This is a genomic window from Arthrobacter sp. SLBN-100, from assembly GCF_006715305.1.
Lineage (GTDB): Bacteria > Actinomycetota > Actinomycetes > Actinomycetales > Micrococcaceae > Arthrobacter.
In genome coordinates this window covers 1,488,377-1,504,226 of sequence record NZ_VFMY01000001.1, presented here as the reverse complement: position 1 = coordinate 1,504,226, position 15,850 = coordinate 1,488,377, and the positions used below count along the sequence as shown (strand labels likewise).

Below are 15,850 nucleotides of genomic sequence, written 5' to 3'. Positions count from 1 at the left end.
TCCCGTGCGCCCCGGCCCTATCTGGCCCGTCACCTTGGAATGCGGCGACCTGGTCCTGAGGCCCATCCGGTACCGGGACAAAAAAGAGTGGACGGAAGTGCGGGCCCGCAACGGCGAATGGCTGGCGCCATGGGAAGCCTCGAACCCGGATCCGGCCGGCGGGCTGCCCGATTACCGCCAAATGGTCCGTTCCCTGAACGCCCAGGCCGCCCAGGCCACCGCACTTCCATTTGTGATTACCAAACGTGTGCCGGAAGTTCGGAATTCCGTGATCGTGGGCCAGCTGACCGTTTCGTCGATCGTCTGGGGTTCGGCCATGATGGCGACGCTGGGATACTGGGTTGACCAGGCGCGGGCGGGGCAGGGGATAGCCCCCACGGCCGTGGCGCTGGTGACGGACCACTGCTTCAGGACCTTGGGCCTGCACCGGATGGAAATCAACATCCGCCCTGAGAACGGGCCCAGCCTTCGGGTGGTGGAGAAGCTGGGATTCCGGGATGAGGGATACCGGCCACGCTACCTGCATATCAACGGCGGATGGGCTGACCACCGCTCGTTTGCACTGACCTCCGAGGAGGTTCCGGAGGGGTTGCTGAACCGATGGCTGGCTTCCCGGACGTCATAAATCCAATGATTTGCCAGGCGCGCCACGACACACCGTGGCTAATGCGGCTGCAGCCGTCGTGTTGCTCATACGGTTTTGAGTGTGGACTTCCCCCTTAGCAGCTCCGTGATCCTTGTGGTTGCCGTCGTGCTCTGGATTGTATGGGTTGCCCCCTACGTCCTCCGGAACCGCCGGCACCAGTTCCAGGCCGCCGGCGACTTCCTGGCAGACACACCTGCCGAGGATGTGCCGGACCCTCGAGCGGGGCTGGTCTTGAAGGTCGTCGCCCAGCAGGAGAAAGCCATGGACACCAGGAAGAGTACCGGATCCGCTGCGCCGTCAGGCAGCACAGCCGCAACGGGCCATTTCAAAATCCGGTACGGCCGCACGGCGCTTGCCCTGGCGGGACTGCTTTCGCTGCTGACCGCGTTCGTCTCTGCCGTGCTGCTGGCTTTCGGGCTGGGAAGTCCCGTGCTTCCGTTGGCCTGCGCCGCCCTGACCGTGGCGTCCGTGGTCCTGCTCCGCAGGCTCGCTGTCCGCGACCGCAAGGCCAAGGTGAACGCTGCATTCCGCTCCGCCATGGCCGCACCGGCAGCGAGGCCCGCAGCCGCCCAGGTTCCGCCGAAGCCCCAGGCTGCGCCCGCCCGTGCCGAAAGCCCCCTTTTTGATGCCGAGGCCGGCCGGCCGAAGATCAGGCCGCTGACGGCAATGGAACTTCGCGAGGCGGCACTCGCCGTTGCGGTGGCAGCCGGCGACACCAGTGCCGTGCAGGCCGCCCCGAGCACCACCTGGGAGCCCGTGGAGGTTCCCAAGCCCGTTTACGTGGAGGCGGCAAAGGCCGAACGTCCGGCGCCCGAGCCCCTTGAGCTGCCCGAGGCGCCCAAGGCCACGGGCAAGCCGTCCCTGAAGCAGGGCGCCGCCGGCGTCCCCGCCGCACCGGCCGCCGAGGCCCAGCAGTTGACCAAGGCGCAGAGCGCGCTCAGCAATCTCGACGACGTCCTGCAGCGCCGCCGCGCGTGACTCTTTGCTAAGGCGGCCGGGCGTTCCGGCCGCCTTTTGCGTGCCAGTTGGCATTGGGCGCGGAAAATTTGTAGCCTAGGGTCACCGGTGCCGCACAGCAACTGCAGGTCGGCTCGTTCCGGGGTTATAGCTCAGTTGGTAGAGCGCTTCGTTCGCATCGAAGAGGTCAGGGGTTCGAATCCCCTTAGCTCCACAGAATTCCTTTCGGTCAGCGCCTACAACCAGCCCTTCTTCTTGAAGATTGCGTACATGGCCGCGGCCGTGGCTGCCATCAAAACGATCGACAGCGGGTAGCCCAGGACCCAGTGAAGTTCCGGCATGTGGTCAAAGTTCATCCCGTAGACGCCGGCCACGAAGGATGGAGCGAAGAAGATGGCAGCCCAGGAGGAGATCTTCTTCACCTGTTCGTTCTGTTCTGCGCTGGCCTCGTTCTGCCGGTTGGCGGTGAGGGTGCCGTCCAGGGTCAGGGCGTTCTGCAGCAGGTCCCGGAAGGAGTCTGCCCGGGAGATGACACGCTCCACGTGGTCCTCCACGTCGCGCAGGCTGTGGCGGAGCTCGGTTTCCACATCGTATTTTTCGAACCCCCGCTTGAGCTGGTGCATCATATCCGGCAACGGGTGGATGGCGCGCTGGAACTGGATCACCTCGCGCGCAAGTTCATAGATACGCCGCGATACCGCGGTGTCCCCGCTGAACAGCTGGTCTTCAATCTCGTCAATGTCGTTCTCAAGCCCCGCCACCACAGGGCCATAGTCATCCACCACCCGGTCCAGCAAGGCATACAGGACGGCCTCGGGCCCGTGCCGCAGCAAATCCGGCCTGCTTTCCAGCCGCTGGCGTACCCGGGCCACACCCGCCGTCTCCGCATGCCGGACCGTGACCACAAAATTCCTGCCCGTGAAGACATGCAGTTCGCCGAACTCCACCGTTTCCGTGACGTCCAGGTACCGGGCAGGCCGAAGCACCGTAAACAGATTGTCCCCGTAACGCTCAAGCTTGGGCCGCTGATGGGCGGAAATGGCGTCCTCCACCGCCAGCGCGTGCAGCCCGAACTCGGTGGCCACCGCCGCCATTTCCGTGGACGTGGGACGGTAGAGGCCGATCCACGCCATTCCGCCGTGCTGCGCCAGCATTTCGAAGGTCTGTTCCAAGCTTTCAGGCTCAGCGTGCCGGACGCCGTTGACGTAAACGGCGTTGTCAATGATCGTCATTCCCGAAATCCTAGCCGTCCGCCTCTTCGCTGCCGGAGTGTGAGGGCTTGGCGCGCACGTGTTGGCCGGCCGTGGACGCCTTGGCCAGGCCGCTGATCAGGGGTTCTGTCCGGTAGGGGATATGCGTGTGCAGCGCCAGGACGGTTTCCGTCCGGATGACGCCCTTGATCCTCAGCACCTGGCGCAGGGCAGCCTGAAGGTTATGGGTATCGGTCGCCACCACCCGGCACCAGACATCGCCCCGCCCTGAAATTTCGTGCACTTCCAGGACCTGCGGAATCAGCCGCAGGGCGGCCACCACCCCGTCCAGCTCGCGGTGGGACACTTCGATGGTTACAAAGGCCACCACGTCGTACCCCACAGCCTCCAGGTCCACCTCCCGTCCGCCGGACCGCAGCACCCCCGCCCGGAGCAGGCGCCGGACCCGCGACTGGGCAGTGTTCCGGGCGACGCCGAGGGAATCGCTGAGCTCCCCGATCTGGATCCTCGGGTCGCGGATGAGTTCCAGCAGGATTTTCAGGTCGGTGGCGTCCAAGCTGTTCAGATGATCACTCTCCATCACTCGCGCATCAATATTTTGATGATCGTGCTCAATTCTGACAGCCATCGCCGTCCAATAGGGCGATCTTGCTCCACCCTAGAGCTATCCACTATCCATCCGCGCCAGGTTCCCACAAGGACCACCTGCCGCGGCAGCAGCAAAGGCGGCCCAATGACGGTCTTCAGCGAGCTCGGCATGCGTCCGGCGTCAGCCACCACGGCAGGGTGGGACGCGTCCACCACGGCACGCCTGGTGTTGGCCGGCGCCGTCATTTTCACGCTCCTGGTTGGCGCCAACCTGGCCACGCCCCTGTATCCCCTGCTGCAGGTGCAGCTGGGGCTGTCCCCGCTTGACGTGACGGCCGCCTTCACCACCTACGTCCTGGCACTGGTGGCCGTACTCATGCTGGCCGGTCATTGGTCGGACCATATCGGACGCAGGGCTGCCCTCATCCTGGCTGTTGTTGCAGGCCTTGCCGGCGGCTGGCTGTTCGCCGAAGCACACACCCTGGCCGCGCTGTGCGCAGCACGTGCGCTCCAGGGAGCTGCGGTTGCCCTTGCCACCGGCGCCAGCGCCGCGGCCCTGCGTGAGCTGCTTCCCGCACGCCCGGAGTGGGCCTCCCGCTTCACCCTGCTGGCGTCAGCCGGGGGAGTGGCCGCGGGCCCCGTCATCGGCGGGTTGCTGTCCCTTCTTCCCGGGGCCACCTCGGCGCCCTACTACGTCCATTCCGCAGTCCTCGCTGCGCTCCTGGTCCCGCTGTACCTGCTTCGGGCCCGCCCCGCCATCCAGCCGCCGGCAGGACCCAGCCCGCTGCAGCTGCTGGCACCGCGCCGTCCTTCCGTCACGCGGGAGGCACGCGGCGCATTCTGGCTCGCCTCCGGCGTCGGCTTCCTCAGTTTTGCGGTCTTCGGTTTCTGCCTCTCACTGGCTCCCAGCTACTTTGCCCGGATCCTTGCGGTCGAAAGCCGCCCCCTGATCGGCCTGCTCGCCTGCCTCACGCTGGCGGCATCGGCGCTGACGCAGCTGTCCACCGTTCGCGGCCGCTTCCTGGTGCCCGCCGGTCTGGCGGTCCTGGGCGTTTCCGTACTGCTGCTCGGCGCTGCAGGGGCCTGGAGCAGTGCGGTACTGCTGGTGGCTGCAAGCCTTGCCGCAGGCGTGGGCCAAGGACTGGCTTTCCGCACCGTTTTCAATGATGTGGCGGGCCGTGTGGAGCCCGCCCGGCAGGCCCAGACCATCAGCTCGCTGTACGTCATCACCTACCTGGGCAGCGCCGTGCCCGTGCTCGGGCTCGGCTGGGCCTCGAGTGTCTTCGGCCTGGAACAATCTGTTGCGGGCTTCGTGGTGCTTTGCGGTGTGGCGGCGTTCATCATGGCGGCCCTCACGCTGCGCCAGGCACTGCCAGGCCATGTGGTGCGGCAGCGGACCCAGGGCTAGCCGGGGCTGGCCGGACTACTCCGGGAGCGGCCCGTGGTTGCCTTGGATGTGTTCAAACACCAGCGTGGTTTCCGTATGGCCTACCACGGGGTCTGTGGCCAGGTTGTCCAGCACCCAGTCGCGCAGGTCCTCAGTGGTGGCGACCGCGATGTGCAGCAGGTAGTCCACCGAGCCTGACGTATGGAATGTGGACAGCACTGCCGGCAGGTGCGGAACGCGGGCTGTAAAACGGTCGATCTGGTCCCGGTCATGCGCCCGGAGCCGCACCGCAACGAGGGCCTGCACCGACCTGCCGATGGAGGAAAGGTTGAGCTTCGCCTCATAACCCTGCACGATGCCCCGCTCCGAGAGGGCCCGGGTCCGCATCAGCGCAGTAGAGGGCGCTATGCCCACCAGTTCCGCGAGCTGCTTGTTGGAGATCCTCGCGTCCGCCACCAAGGCCGCCAGCAGGCGCTCGTCAATGGCATCCAGGGGCTCCAGGTGCACTCCCGGCCTGGTGTTCCTGGCATTCGTGCTCACGGCGGCTCCTCACAATGTTCCTGCGTTTATCCTAGACGCCCCGCGGCGGCATTCAGGCGCCTGCTCCCTTGGGAAGTATTGCTTCCCTCGGATGGACGACGGCGACAGTCACCGCTGTGAGGCAGGCAAGGATCATGACGGCGGCGGCCAGGGCGTTCCAGCCAAAGGACTGAAAGAGCAGGCCTCCGGCCCAACCGATAATGCTTGACCCGAGGTAGTAGGCAAGGTTGTACAGTGAGGCCGCCTGGGCCCGGCCGGTGCTGGCAATGGCACCCGTCCACCCCGCACCGATGCTGTGCGCCGCAAAGAAGCCGCCCGTGAAAACCACCAGCCCCGCCAGGATCAGCGCCAGCGACGCGGTGAACGTGAGGGCGAGGCCCGCCGTCGAGAGGGCAAGCCCGGCAAGCAGTACGTTCCGGCGCCCGAAACGCATGGTCAGTCCTGCTGCCCAGCGGGACGTGAAGGTCCCGGACAGGTAGGCCAGGAACATGAGGCTGACCACCGTGGCGGGCAGCCCGAAGGGTTCACCGGAAAGCCGGAACCCCAGGTAGTTGTACACGGCCACAAAGCCGCCCATCATCAAAAAAGCCTGGACGTACAGCGCGAGCAGGCGGATATTGCGCACATGGCCGCCGAGGGTGCGGGCAGCGCCGCGCAGTCCTGCCTTGGCAGCCGTAAACCCCCGGGCCCGCGGCACAAGCACCAGGAAGGCGACGGCGGCGAGCGTTGCGAGGACGGATACGGCCAGGGCAGCGGCGCGCCATCCCCACAGTTCCCCGGCAGGGCCTGCCACCAGCCGTCCGGCAAGGCCGCCCAGCGTGGTGCCGGCAACGTAGCTTCCCGCAGCGAGTGCGGCGTGCGCCTTGGTCACCTCTTCGTTCAGGTAGGCAATGGCGATGGCCGGAATGCCGCCCAGGGCCATGCCTTCGAGGAGCCGCAGGCCCAGGAGCAAGGGAAAGCTGGTGGACAGGGGAACCAGCAGGCCCAGGACCGTGGCCACCGTGATGCCCCAGGCCATGGCCTTGACCCTGCCGATCCGGTCCGCCAGGAAGGACCAGGGGATAACCGTAACCGCCAGCCCGACAGTGGCCAGCGAGATGGTCAGTGCGGCCTCGGCAGCGGTGACGTTCAGGTCCGCGGCAAGGATCGGCAGGACAGCCTGGGTGGAATACAGCTGGGCAAAGGTTGCTACCCCGGCAAAGGCGAGGCCGAGGATGATCCGGCCGTACGCCCTGGAACCTTTCGCGTGTCCGTGCCAGCCGCCGTCGGAATCCTGGGGACGGGGGTGGGGGACACTGCGCTGCATCCGGCAAGCGTAGCCCCGGCCGGACTGAAGCCTCCAATGCATCTTTTGTGCAAGACTCATAGCAAATACGGAACAATTGGCCCTGCATGGACCGCAACCAGGAGGCCGCTGTTGGAGCCCGACCATAAGCAGCTGGTGCAGCTTCTTCCGCTCCTGCCGCTGCTGTCCGAGCTGGGCAGGACACAGCATGTCACCGAGACGGCCGAACTCCTCGGAGTACCCCAGTCGACGGTGAGCAGGGCGCTGTCGCGGGCCAGCGCCGTCGTCGGAACCGAACTGCTGGTCAGGGAGGGCAGGGGAGTCCGCCTCACTCCCGCTGCCCGCTCCCTGTTGCCCTACATCGAGCGGGCACTGGCGGAGTTCCAAGCTGGCCTGGACCTGGTCCGTAGCGAATCGGACGTGGTTCGCGGCAGGATCCCGGTGTCCTTCCAGCACACCTTCGGTGAGTCAACCCTGCCGCTCCTCATCAGCGCCTTCCGGAGCCGCCACCCCGGCGCCGTCTTCACACTGACCCAGGGAGCACGCGACACCTGCCTGGCCCAGCTCGCCGCCGGTGAATCCGACCTGGCACTGACCGCGCCCGTCGCCCCCGAAGGGCGGAACCTCGCCTCTGCCCTCCTCTACCGCGAGCCCCTGCGCCTGGTGGTCCATCACACCCACGCGCTCGCAGGGCGCAAGCTGGCCTCGGTGGCCGACATCCGTTCCGACCCGTTTGTGGCGCTCGGCCCCGGGTACGGGATGCGCTCACTCACCGATGCACTCTTCCGGGAAGCCGGATACCGGCCCCGGATCGCCTTCGAAAGCCAGGACACGCACACCGTCAGGGGCCTCGTCTCGGCAGGACTCGGAGTCAGTATCCTGCCTCCGGGCGGGGATGCTCCCGGACGGGACGTCAGCGGCGAAACAGGAAACCTGGGCTGGGTGGAGGTGCCCCTTGACTCGGCCCTGGCCTTCCGCGATGTGGGCCTGAGCTGGCGCCAAAGAAATCCCGACCTGGAGCCCCTGGGCGTCCGGCTGTTCCGCGAACTGGTCCTCACCCAAGGGCCGGAACTGCTGGCCGGGCTGGTGCAACGGCGGTCCCGGCTGCCCCGCACAGGCCACGAAAGTCCTCCGCGCTCCTGACCAGTAACCTTGTGACGTGACGAACATCGAAAAGCCCGATGCCCTGCCCGCCGATCCGCTGACCCCGCCACTCAGTGCGCCCCGCGGTGTGGTCATCGGCCTGGATATCGGCGGGACCAAGACGCACGGCATCCGGTTCGAGGACGGCATCCCGGTGGCGGATGAATCGGCGGGCAGTTCGAACGTGCAGAACGTCACCCGCGATGAGGCCGCACGCAACCTCGCCAGCTTGTTTGCGCGGATCGGCGGCGAAGGGGTCTCCCACGTCTACGCCGGGTCCGGCGGCATCGATACGGAAGAGGATGCGGCGGCCCTCGCTGCGCTGATTGAACCGCATGCCCCGGGTGCACAGATCACGGTGGTGCACGATTCGCGACTGCTGCTCGCTGCCGGCCATGCCAGCACGGGTGTGGCGGTGATTGCCGGCACCGGTTCAGCGGCCTGGGGCAGGAATGCCGACGGCGGCGAGGCCAGGGCAGGCGGCTGGGGTTACCTTCTGGGGGACGAAGGCAGCGGCTACTGGCTGGGGCGCGAGGCGGTGCGGCACAGCCTGCGGCGCATGAACCAGGGCCTTCCGGTTGACCAGCTCACTGCCGCCCTGCTGCAGTCCTGCGGGGTGGACCATCCGAACCGGCTGATCGCGCTGTTCCATTCCCCGGACACCGGCCGCCGCTTCTGGGCGCAGCAGGCCCGGCACGTGGTGGAAGCGGCAGCGGCGGGGCATCCGGCAAGCCAGGAATACCTGGAGCGGGCGGGCCAGGACCTGGCTGCGCTGGCCGTGCAGGTGCTGCAGCAGCTGGACATCCCGGGCCCGGTGATCCTGGGCGGCGGGCTGGGCATGAACGTGGCACCGCTGCAGGACGCTTTCCGCCGGTCTTTGGCGGAAGCCGGGGCCGACGTTCGCGTCCTGGACCAGGAACCGGTCTTCGGCGTGCTGGAGCTGCTGGCGGAAAAGGCCTGAAGACCTACACACCACGCTTACGCGGGGTAAGCCGGACGGCGGGCAGCGGCGGAGCGGGAATCCGGCCGGCCTCGGCGCCGGCATCGGGACCGTGCCCCGGGACCAGCCCGTACCGTGCCGCCGCGGCCTTCGCGCTGGACATGGCGGCCTGGGCTTCCCAGTCATCCCGTGCCTGCTCCACTTCCTCGTGCGTCCGGCCCACGAAATTCCACCACATCAGCAGCTCCTCCTGGAGGGGTTCGCCCCCGATCAGCAGGAACCGCGTGCCCGGCAACGCCTCAATCCGCAGTTCCCGGCGGCCGATGCCCAGGTAGCCCAGCGGCCCCGGGGGGATATCCTGCCCGTCCACCGCCAGGCCGCCGTCGAGCACCATGATGCCATGCTCAAAATGCTGATTCAGGGGGACCAGTGCAGCGCCCCCGCACGATATGTCTGCTCCCACAATGGGCGAGTACATCGTGGCCGGGGAGACGACCCCGCCCAGTTCGCCCACCATCACCGTGGCGGTAAAGCCGTCCCCGGCCCGCCGGGGAAGGTTGCGGTGCTGCTCGAACCCCGGCTGCCGGTGCCGTTGCCCATCCGGCAGTGCTACCCACAGTTGGAGCCCGCGCTGCAGCGGCAGGCCGCCGTCGGTCGGAAGCACGGCGAACTCGGAATGGGATACCCCGTGCCCGGCCGTCATGATGTTCAGTTCGCCGGGACGGACCACCACGTCGCTTCCCACGCTGTCCCGGTGGCGGATGGTGCCGGCCAGCGGCCAGGTCACCGTCTGGAGTCCGATATGCGGGTGCGGAAGCACTGACATGGCGGTACGGTCAGGGCCAAAGCTGTCCAGGAAGCACCAGGCCCCGATGGTGGGCAGCCCGCGCTGGGGCAGCGTCCGCCGCACGTTCATGGCCCGCACCCCGCCCAGCGGCACTTGACGTTCCGGCCACAACTGCAGGCAGGGGCCGGAACTCCCTTCCGGGCTTGCCGGCGGACAGACTTCCTGCTGGGGGGAGACTTCCAAGTTGGTCACCTCCCCACTGTAGGCCGGGTGGGCATCCTGCGGTACGCCTGCCGCGCAGCCGCGCCTCTGGGCCGTTTAACGCCGGCCCCATCCACTGGCACGGTAGCCCCGAATGATTACAGTAGGGATTCCTTTGCCGGAAACCGGGCGTGAAGCAGGTGTTGCCTGGACCGGTTTGGGCTACCGTAACTATCAGCGTGCTGTGACAATTTCGCGTTGATTTTTCGAAGCCGTCCAACAGAACAGGTAAGTCCACACCATGGACCAGGCCATGATCGAGTTTCAGAGCGTCACCAAGCAGTACCAGGGCGGGCAGCCGGCCGTGGACCACCTCACGATGTCCATCAGCAAGGGCGCCATCACCGTGTTTGTGGGGCCCTCCGGCTGCGGAAAAACCACCTCGCTGCGCATGATCAACCGGATGGTGGAGCCCACCTCGGGTGTCATCACCGTTGACGGCAAGGACGTCACCTCCGTGCCTGCACCCGAACTGCGCCGCTCCATGGGATACGTGATGCAGTCTTCCGGCCTCCTGCCGCACCGCTCGGTGCTGGACAACATCGCCACAGTGCCCAGGCTCAACGGGGTCCCGAAGTCCGAGGCACGCAAGCGCGCGGCGGAACTGCTCGACGTCGTCGGCCTGGCCAGTGCACTGGGCAAGCGCTACCCCTCGCAGCTCTCAGGCGGCCAGCAGCAGCGCGTGGGCGTGGCACGGGCCCTGGCCGCGGATCCGCGGGTCCTGCTCATGGACGAACCCTTCAGTGCAGTGGACCCGGTAGTCCGCGACGAACTGCAGCAGGAGCTGCTGCGGCTGCAGAAGGACCTGGCCAAGACCATCGTTTTTGTCACCCACGACATCGATGAGGCCACGGTCCTGGGCGACAGGGTGGCCGTCTTTGCTACCGGCGGAAAACTGGCGCAGTACGCCACCGCCGAGGAGATCCTGCGGGCTCCGGCGAATGATTTTGTGGCGTCCTTCGTGGGGCGGGACCGGGGCTTCCGCCACCTGGGATTCACAGCGTCCGACGGCGTCATGGTGCACCAGGCACCGACAATGGTCCGCGGAGCCAATGGTGCGTTTGAACCCGAACCCGGCTCAGGCTGGCAGCTTGTGGTGGATGACGCGGGACGTCCGCTCGGCTGGACCGGGCCGGGAAATGGCACGGGAATCATTCCCGGCGGGTCGCTCTTCCGGCCGGGGGAGAGCCTGCGGCGCGCACTGGACGCGGCCCTGTCCTCACCGTCGGGCCTGGGTGTTGCCGTGGACTCCGAAGGCAAAGTCCTCGGCGTCGTCAGGGGCGGTGAAGTCCTGGCGCTCATCGAAGAGGCGCGCCAGGTCAGGCAGGCTGCGCTCTGATGGACTGGTTCCTGGCCAACAGCGGCATGGTCCTGGAACGGGCCGGCCAGCATCTGGTGCTCGCCCTGGTGCCCATGGTCCTGGGGCTGGGGATCTCCATCCCGCTGGCGCAGCTGGCGCGCCGCCACCCGGTGCTCCGCTCGGTGGTCCTCACGGCCTCCTCGCTGCTCTACACCATTCCCTCGCTGGCACTTTTTATCATCCTGCCCACGATTCTCGGCACGCGGATCCTTGACCCACTCAATGTGGTGGTGGCCCTGACCATCTACGCGGTGGCCCTTCTTGTGCGCGCTGCCCTGGACGCCTTCGACTCGGTGGACAATGACGTCAGCGAGGCCGCCGTAGCCATGGGCTACAAACCCCTGGCCCGGTTCCTGCGCGTGGACCTCCCGCTGTCGCTGCCCGTGATGTTCGCCGGGCTCCGGGTGGTTTCGGTCAGCAACATCTCCCTGGTCAGCGTCGCGGCACTGCTGGGCGTCGGCAACCTGGGCATGCTCTTTACCGACGGGCTGCAGCGGGACTTTGTTACCGAAGTGGTGGTGGGCATCGTGGCCATCCTGGTCCTTGCCCTGCTGATGGACGCCATCCTGGTCATCCTCGAGCGGATCCTCACCCCGTGGGAACGGGCCGGTGAGCGGGGCAGCCTGCCGGGCATCTCCAGGACAGGAGACGCAACTGACGCGGCCCTGCGACTGGCCGAGCCAAAGACCGGAGGCGGAAACGCGTGAGCAACGTCTTCACCGATACTTTCGCCTGGCTGGCCGACCCCTCGAACTGGACCGGCAGCGCCGGCATTCCCGCTCGGCTGGCGGAACACCTCCAGTACACCGGCCTGGTGATGCTGATCGCTTCCGCCATCGCCATCCCCGCCGGCCTGTACGTGGGGCACACGGGCAGGGGCAGGGTGGCCGTGGTTGCCATCGCCGGTGCCCTGCGCGCCCTGCCCACCCTCGGCCTGCTGACGCTGTTTGTCCTGCTGGCCGGAATCGGACTGATGCCGCCCATCTGGGCCCTGGTCATCCTCACCGTGCCGCCCCTCCTGGCAGGCACCTACGCGGGGATCTCGAGCGTGGACCGCAACGTGGTGGATGCCGCCCGCGCCATGGGAATGACCGAACTGCAGGTCCTGTTCCGGGCCGAACTGCCTAACGCACTCACGGTGATGTTCGGCGGTTTCCGCACCGGCGTACTGCAGGTGATTGCCACAGTGTCAGTGGTGGCCTACATCAACCTGGGAGGCCTGGGACGCTACCTGTTCGACGGGCTCGTCCTCAGCGACTTCCCGCAGATGCTGGGAGGGTCGCTGCTCATCGCTGTGCTCGCCATCGCCGTCGACCTTGCCCTGTCCCTTTTCCAGAGGCTGTTCCTGACCCCAGGACCCTCGAAGCAGTCCCGCCGCGGCCAGCAGGCCGCGGTCGATCACACAGGCCCCGTCCTCGCGGAGGCTGTGGCACAAGGAGGTAAATCATGAAAGAAAGCCAACTGGAAGGCCTTGGCCGCCGGACATTCGGCGGCCTGGCCGCTGGACTTGGCCTGGCCGTGGTGCTCTCCGCCTGCGGTGGTTCCTCCGACCCGCTGAGCCAGACCCCGGCCAGCAGCGGTACCGCGTCCGGAGGAGCCACCTCGCTGGTGATTGGTTCAGCCGATTTCCCGGAAAGCCAGATCATCGCCGAACTTTACGCCGGTGTGTTGAGTGCCGCTGGTGTCACTGCAACCACCAAGCCGAACATCGGTTCCCGCGAGGTGTACTTCAAAGCGGTCCAGGACGGATCAGTGGACGTGGTACCGGACTACACCGGCAACCTGCTGCTGCACGTGGACAAGGAAGCAACCGAGATTTCGGCGGACGATATCGCCAAGGCCCTCCCGGACAAGCTGCCGGACGGCCTCGCCGTGCTGGACGCAGCCAAGGCCGAAAACAAGGACGCCATGGTAGTCACCAAGGCGACCGCCGAAAAATACCAGCTGAAGTCCATTGAGGACCTGGCGAAGGTCTGCAGTGAAATCGTGGTGGGCGCACCCGCCACCTTCGGTGAGCGCGCCTACGGCCTGCCCGGGCTGAAAAAGAACTACAACTGCGAGCCGAAGAAGCTCGAGCCCTTCAGCGACGGCGGCGGTCCGGTAACCCTCAAGGCCCTGCTCGAGGACCAGGTGCAGGTGGCGGACATCTACACCACCACGCCGTCCATCGCGGACAACGACCTCGTGGTTCTCGAGGACCCGAAGAACAACTTCATCGCCCAGCAGGTCATCCCGCTGTACAACAAGGCCAAGATGACGGACAAGGCGAAGGAAGCGCTCAACTCGGTGTCCAGGATCCTCACCACAGAGGACCTGATCAACCTCAACCGGGCCGTCAGCGGCAGCCAGAAACAGGGCGCCAAGGAAGCTGCTGCCGCCTGGCTCAAGGACAAGGGCATCGTTAAGTAGGAATTGCCGCTGCTTTGCCATTACGACGGCGGCTGCCGGATTTGGGGTTTCCTCGACTCCCTGTCCGGCAGCCGCCGTCGTGCTTCCATTAGCGGTGGCGCCTCCCGCGATGCCGCCCATTCCTGCACCGGCGTGTGTGGCTGATGTCTCAGCTGAAGTACATCCCCACTGTGGCATATTTGATGGATGGCAGAATTCAAGCAGTCCACGAAGCTTCATAACGTCCTTTATGACATCCGTGGACCGATTCTTCAGGCCGCCCAGCAGATGGAGGCGGAGGGCCACAGAATCCTCAAGCTGAACATCGGCAACCCGGCACCCTTCGGCTTCGAGGCGCCGGACGCCATTCTCGTGGACATGATCCGCCACCTCCCGCATGCCCAGGGCTACAGTGACTCCCGGGGTATCTTCTCTGCGCGCACCGCGGTCTCGCAGTACTACCAGACCCGCGGGATCCAGAATATCCACGTGGACGACATCTACCTGGGCAACGGTGTCAGCGAACTCATCACCATGTCCCTGATGGCGCTGCTCGACGACGGCGACGAAGTCCTTATCCCCACGCCGGACTACCCGTTGTGGACCGCATCCGTGGCGCTCGCCAGCGGCAAGCCGGTGCACTACCTCTGTGACGAGGAATCCGGTTGGCAGCCGGACCTTGAGGACATGGAAGCCAAGATCACCCCGCGCACCAAGGGGATCGTGGTCATCAACCCGAACAACCCCACCGGCGCCGTCTACCCCGAAGGGACCCTGCGAAAGATCGTGGCCCTCGCCGAGAAGCACGGCCTGGTGATCTTCGCCGACGAGATCTACGAAAAGATCCTTTACGAGGACGCCGTCCACGTGAACCTGGCCAAGCTCACCGGCGACCACGTTCTCTGCCTGACCTTCAGCGGTCTGTCCAAGGCTTACCGTGTATGCGGTTACCGTGCCGGCTGGATGGCCATTTCCGGCCCTAAGAAGGATGCGGCGGACTACCTTGAGGGCATCAGCCTCCTGGCAAACATGCGCCTGTGCGCCAACGTTCCCGCCCAGCACGCCATCCAGACGGCGCTCGGCGGCTACCAGAGCATCAACGATCTGATCCTGCCCGGCGGACGCCTGCTGGAACAGCGGAACAAGGCCTACGACATGCTGAACGCCATCCCCGGGGTGAGTACCCAGCAGGCACGGGGAGCGCTCTACCTCTTCCCCCGGCTCGACCCTGAGGTCTATCACATCAGGGACGACGAAAAGTTTGTCCTGGACCTGCTCAGGGAGCAGAAGATCCTGGTCTCACACGGCCGCGCCTTCAACTGGGTGCGCCCGGACCACTTCCGCATGGTCACGCTGCCCAACGTCAAGGACATCGAAGAGGCAGTGGGACGGATGGGGGACTTCCTAAGCAGGTATCAGGGGAACTAGCCTGTGGTCACGGGCGCTTCGGGCCCGTGACACTTCGCGGAAAGGATTCCCATGGCCGGCGTCGTCCAGTTCGAACAGCATCCCGCCGAAACTCTTCGGGCAGGGGAAGGATTTTCGTTGGCGGACGTCGATCCCGACTCCACTCCCGGCTTCACCGGCGGCAAGCAGGACGGCAAGGTGCTCCTGGCGGACCTGGACGACGAGCTGACCGAGCTGCAGGAGAAGCTGTTTGCCGAGTCCCGTTTCGGCGGCCGCAAGCGTGTCCTGCTGATCCTGCAGGCCATGGACACCGCGGGCAAGGGCGGCATCGTCAATCACGTGATGGCGGCGATGGACCCGCAGGGCGTGCAGTTCAAAGCGTTCAAAGCCCCCACGGAGGAGGAGAAGTCCTACGACTTCCTCTGGCGCATCGAGAAGGAAGTTCCGGCAGCCGGCATGGTGGGTGTATTTGACCGTTCCCACTACGAGGACGTCCTGATCCACCGCGTTCACGGCTGGGCCAGCCCGGATGAGATCAAGCGCCGCTACGTGGCCATCAATGAGTTCGAGGCCCGGCTCACGGATTCGGGGACAAAAGTAGTCAAAGTGATGCTCCACATCAGCGGGGAGGAACAGAAGGCCAGGCTGCTGGCCAGGCTGGACAACCCGGCCAAGCACTGGAAGTACAACCGCGGCGACCTCGACGAGCGGGCGTTCTGGCAGGACTACCTGGATGCCTACCAGGCTGCCATCGACGAAACGAACACCCCGGACGCACCTTGGCACGTGGTCCCTGCCAACAAGAAGTGGTACGCCAGGATCGCGGTTCAACAACTCCTGCTGGGAGCGATGTCCGGCCTGAACCTTAGCTGGCCAAAGGCCGAATTCGACGTCGCCACCGAGCGTGAATTGGTCGCCCGGTCCTGATGCTGCCAGGGGTTCGGCTCCTA

The 15,850-nt window shown here is 66.1% G+C and carries 16 protein-coding genes and 1 tRNA gene; 12 read left to right on the top strand and 5 right to left on the bottom strand.

Translation table 11 applies throughout. The features are described 5' to 3' along the window. Nucleotides 1-4 precede the first annotated feature (4 nt). The 3 genes from FBY31_RS06960 (at nt 5) to FBY31_RS06950 (ending at nt 1,817) form a co-directional block, all read left to right on the top strand. A complete protein-coding gene (locus FBY31_RS06960) occupies nt 5-625 on the top strand; it encodes a GNAT family N-acetyltransferase (protein WP_142038549.1) in 621 nt (206 codons plus the stop codon). 81 nt (nt 626-706) lie between these two features. Further along, the gene (locus FBY31_RS06955; RefSeq protein ID WP_235012954.1) at nt 707-1,624 is read left to right on the top strand and encodes a hypothetical protein; all 918 of its coding nucleotides are present in this window, start codon (nt 707-709) and stop codon (nt 1,622-1,624) included. Nucleotides 1,625-1,744: 120 nt separating this feature from the next. Continuing rightward, nucleotides 1,745-1,817: transfer RNA gene (locus tag FBY31_RS06950), tRNA-Ala, on the top strand. Nucleotides 1,818-1,839: 22 nt separating this feature from the next. On the opposite strand, the gene corA is transcribed toward FBY31_RS06950, so the two are convergent. Continuing rightward, nucleotides 1,840-2,835, bottom strand: a complete 996-nt coding sequence (gene corA / locus FBY31_RS06945) for a magnesium/cobalt transporter CorA (protein WP_142038546.1) — start codon at nt 2,833-2,835, stop codon at nt 1,840-1,842. Nucleotides 2,836-2,845: 10 nt separating this feature from the next. Next, nucleotides 2,846-3,394: an Lrp/AsnC family transcriptional regulator gene (locus FBY31_RS06940; protein ID WP_235012953.1), complete on the bottom strand. Its 549-nt coding sequence runs from the start codon at nt 3,392-3,394 to the stop codon at nt 2,846-2,848. A gap of 153 nt (nt 3,395-3,547) precedes the next feature. Between FBY31_RS06940 and FBY31_RS06935 the strand changes: the two genes are divergently transcribed. Continuing rightward, a complete protein-coding gene (locus FBY31_RS06935) occupies nt 3,548-4,810 on the top strand; it encodes an MFS transporter (protein ID WP_142038544.1) in 1,263 nt (420 codons plus the stop codon). Between the two features lie 15 nt (nt 4,811-4,825). Here the strand turns inward: FBY31_RS06935 and FBY31_RS06930 are convergent, their stop codons facing one another. Next, on the bottom strand, nt 4,826-5,329 hold the full coding sequence (locus FBY31_RS06930; RefSeq protein ID WP_142038541.1) for an Lrp/AsnC family transcriptional regulator: 504 nt from the start codon (nt 5,327-5,329) through the stop codon (nt 4,826-4,828). 52 nt (nt 5,330-5,381) lie between these two features. Next, a complete protein-coding gene (locus FBY31_RS06925) occupies nt 5,382-6,635 on the bottom strand; it encodes an MFS transporter (RefSeq protein WP_142038538.1) in 1,254 nt (417 codons plus the stop codon). Between the two features lie 111 nt (nt 6,636-6,746). Here FBY31_RS06925 and FBY31_RS06920 point away from each other — a divergent pair, with 111 nt between their 5' ends. After that, complete coding sequence (locus FBY31_RS06920) at nt 6,747-7,757, top strand: LysR family transcriptional regulator (protein WP_142038535.1); 1,011 nt, start codon at nt 6,747-6,749, stop codon at nt 7,755-7,757. A 25-nt stretch (nt 7,758-7,782) separates the two neighbouring features. After that, a complete protein-coding gene (locus FBY31_RS06915; RefSeq protein WP_235013190.1) occupies nt 7,783-8,718 on the top strand; it encodes an N-acetylglucosamine kinase in 936 nt (311 codons plus the stop codon). Between the two features lie 4 nt (nt 8,719-8,722). On the opposite strand, the gene FBY31_RS06910 is transcribed toward FBY31_RS06915, so the two are convergent. After that, complete coding sequence (locus tag FBY31_RS06910) at nt 8,723-9,736, bottom strand: pirin family protein (protein ID WP_142038533.1); 1,014 nt, start codon at nt 9,734-9,736, stop codon at nt 8,723-8,725. A gap of 250 nt (nt 9,737-9,986) precedes the next feature. Here FBY31_RS06910 and FBY31_RS06905 point away from each other — a divergent pair, with 250 nt between their 5' ends. The 6 genes from FBY31_RS06905 (at nt 9,987) to FBY31_RS06880 (ending at nt 15,827) form a co-directional block, all read left to right on the top strand. Continuing rightward, complete coding sequence (locus tag FBY31_RS06905; protein WP_142038530.1) at nt 9,987-11,084, top strand: ABC transporter ATP-binding protein; 1,098 nt, start codon at nt 9,987-9,989, stop codon at nt 11,082-11,084. Then, the gene (locus tag FBY31_RS06900) at nt 11,084-11,812 is read left to right on the top strand and encodes an ABC transporter permease (RefSeq protein ID WP_142038528.1); all 729 of its coding nucleotides are present in this window, start codon (nt 11,084-11,086) and stop codon (nt 11,810-11,812) included. The genes FBY31_RS06905 and FBY31_RS06900 overlap by 1 nt, the downstream gene beginning before the upstream one ends. After that, complete coding sequence (locus FBY31_RS06895) at nt 11,809-12,555, top strand: ABC transporter permease (RefSeq protein ID WP_142038525.1); 747 nt, start codon at nt 11,809-11,811, stop codon at nt 12,553-12,555. Before FBY31_RS06900 ends, FBY31_RS06895 begins: the two co-directional genes overlap by 4 nt. Next, nucleotides 12,552-13,514 (top strand): ABC transporter substrate-binding protein, encoded by a 963-nt coding sequence (locus FBY31_RS06890; protein ID WP_142038522.1) that lies wholly within the window; start codon nt 12,552-12,554, stop codon nt 13,512-13,514. The genes FBY31_RS06895 and FBY31_RS06890 overlap by 4 nt, the downstream gene beginning before the upstream one ends. Nucleotides 13,515-13,700: 186 nt before the next feature. Beyond that, complete coding sequence (locus FBY31_RS06885; RefSeq protein WP_142038520.1) at nt 13,701-14,921, top strand: pyridoxal phosphate-dependent aminotransferase; 1,221 nt, start codon at nt 13,701-13,703, stop codon at nt 14,919-14,921. A 51-nt stretch (nt 14,922-14,972) separates the two neighbouring features. Further along, nucleotides 14,973-15,827 (top strand): polyphosphate kinase 2 family protein, encoded by an 855-nt coding sequence (locus FBY31_RS06880; RefSeq protein ID WP_142038518.1) that lies wholly within the window; start codon nt 14,973-14,975, stop codon nt 15,825-15,827. Nucleotides 15,828-15,850 lie beyond the last annotated feature (23 nt).